This is a genomic window from Hyalangium gracile (genome assembly GCF_020103725.1).
Taxonomy (GTDB): domain Bacteria; phylum Myxococcota; class Myxococcia; order Myxococcales; family Myxococcaceae; genus Hyalangium; species Hyalangium gracile.
Window position 1 is genome coordinate 1 of the sequence record NZ_JAHXBG010000067.1, and the last position, 1,893, is coordinate 1,893.

The following is a 1,893-nucleotide window of genomic DNA, read 5'->3' on the forward strand; positions in this document are numbered from 1 at the left end:
TCGCACGTCTTGTCCGGCAACTGCTGGGTGTGGACGCACTCGCCCGTGGCGGGGTTGCACACGGACTCGTTCGTGTAACAGACGAGGTTGGGCGGCTGGCACGTCTTCAGGGTCCCCACGCACTCGACGGTCGAGCTGGTCCCTGGCCGGCAGCGGTCTTCCAGTGTGCACGGGTTCTTGTCATCACATGCATTGTTCAGGCACTCGCTGTCCGCGCACGCAACGGCGTCATCACAGTCCATGTCCCGCGTCCCCGCGCAGATCTCGGGCTGGCCTGGATGAACGTTCGCGTCTTTGTCATCACAGTCCGTCCCCGCCACCTTGTTGGTCTTGAGGATGTGCTTGTCACCATCATCGTCCTGGGCCAGGAGATCGAAGTGGAGCTCCTTGATACCCTGCTTTGGGACCTTGACGGGCAAGGTGTGTCGCTCCAACTCGGTGCCGGAGCAGCTTTTATCCCTAGAGGACTTATAGGATGCCACCTCGATGAGCAGATCTCGCGTCCACTCCGCCTTGCGGAACACCGTGACGGTGATGATCTGCGGCCCATCCGGGTTCTTGAAGGTGCTCTGCTGGGTGTATGTGACAGCTGAGTTTCCATTGGAGTCCGAAGCGGAGACGCGGACGCACGCGGGTGTGTACGAGCCATAGGTGATGGAGACCTGCACCGCACCTTCGTCCGGCCCATACTCACGGCATGCGGAAAGGATGAGGAGCAGCCCGAAGAAGCAAAGACGGTTCATGAGAGTGCCTGGCGCACGACTGGAATCGCCAGGCTAGAGACCACGCTGAATCGGGGCGATACCACCCAGGGAGTACGCTCTCCCGGCTCCAGGGCGCGCAGCAGCGCACCCGGCCGTCACCGGTGGATGCACTCACGTTTCTGGCTGGAGCCAAACTGTGCACGGCACCTGCTCGGCCGTGCTCTCTACGTCTTCCCGATCACGGGCAGACCGGGGTCACCTTGGGGCTGATGTCACAGCCGTTGCTGTCAGTGGTGTTGCAACTCAGATGAATGTCGCAACTGCCGATGCCACGCACCCGGATGACGCCCACGCCTCCGCCCGCGCCACCGCCGCCCGCGTTGTTGGGGCCGTTGCCTCCCACCTTTGCGACGATCGTGTCCGCGCCGCCGTCACCGCCTGGGCCTCCATCTCCTCCCACGTCCGGGCAGCGGGCGGGATCCTTCGAGAACTGGGAGCCATCGACTCCAGCGCTTCCGGATCTCCCATCCGTATCTCCGCCCTCCGCGCCGCTGCCTCCGTTGGCGGTGAGCTTGGCCTGGTCGGTGAGTTCCAGGCGGAAGGCCTCCAGGAGCAAGCCCCCTCCGCTGCCACCGCCCCCTCCGCCTCCCGCATTGCCCGAGGAGCCTCTGCCGCTGGCCCCGCCACCTCCGCTGACGGAGACCCAGTGCTCCACCTTGAGCGTGCCGCCCACGGAGAGCTGCACGGCCCCACCGCCCGCACCACCCACACCCCCGTTCATGGTGCTACCCCCCGTGCCTCCCGCGCAGCCGCCGATCAGGGGCACCAACGGGCTGCTCAACGCGGTGCCTGCTGTGCCGCCCGCGAGGTTCGAGTCGTTCTTGCCGCCCACGGCGCCTGCGTTGCCAAAGCCACCGCCACCGCCACCGCTGCCTTCTCCATGGGAGAACCCACCATTTCCGCCCGTCTGCGTGCCGCAGCCGACGCGGTTGCCGCCCGCGCCTGGCACGTTCATGTCCGCGTCCGCCAGCAGAGCACCTGAGAGCGTGGCGTCGCCATACACCGCGAGGATGACCGGACGGGTGCCTCGCAGCTTCAGGGCATTGCCCGCGCCGATGGTGAAGTTGCGGATGGGCACCACCACGTAGTCGCCGACGACCCTGATGGGAGGTACCGGCGGGAAGGTGCA

The 1,893-nt window shown here is 66.0% G+C and carries 1 protein-coding gene and 1 pseudogene; both read right to left on the reverse strand.

The features are described from left to right. The coding region (locus KY572_RS46785; RefSeq protein ID WP_224250312.1) for a putative metal-binding motif-containing protein at positions 1-743 on the reverse strand (743 nt) is incomplete at its 3' end. A 199-nt stretch (positions 744-942) separates the two neighbouring features. After that, positions 943-1,893, reverse strand: a pseudogene (locus KY572_RS47660) (putative metal-binding motif-containing protein); the annotation flags it as partial.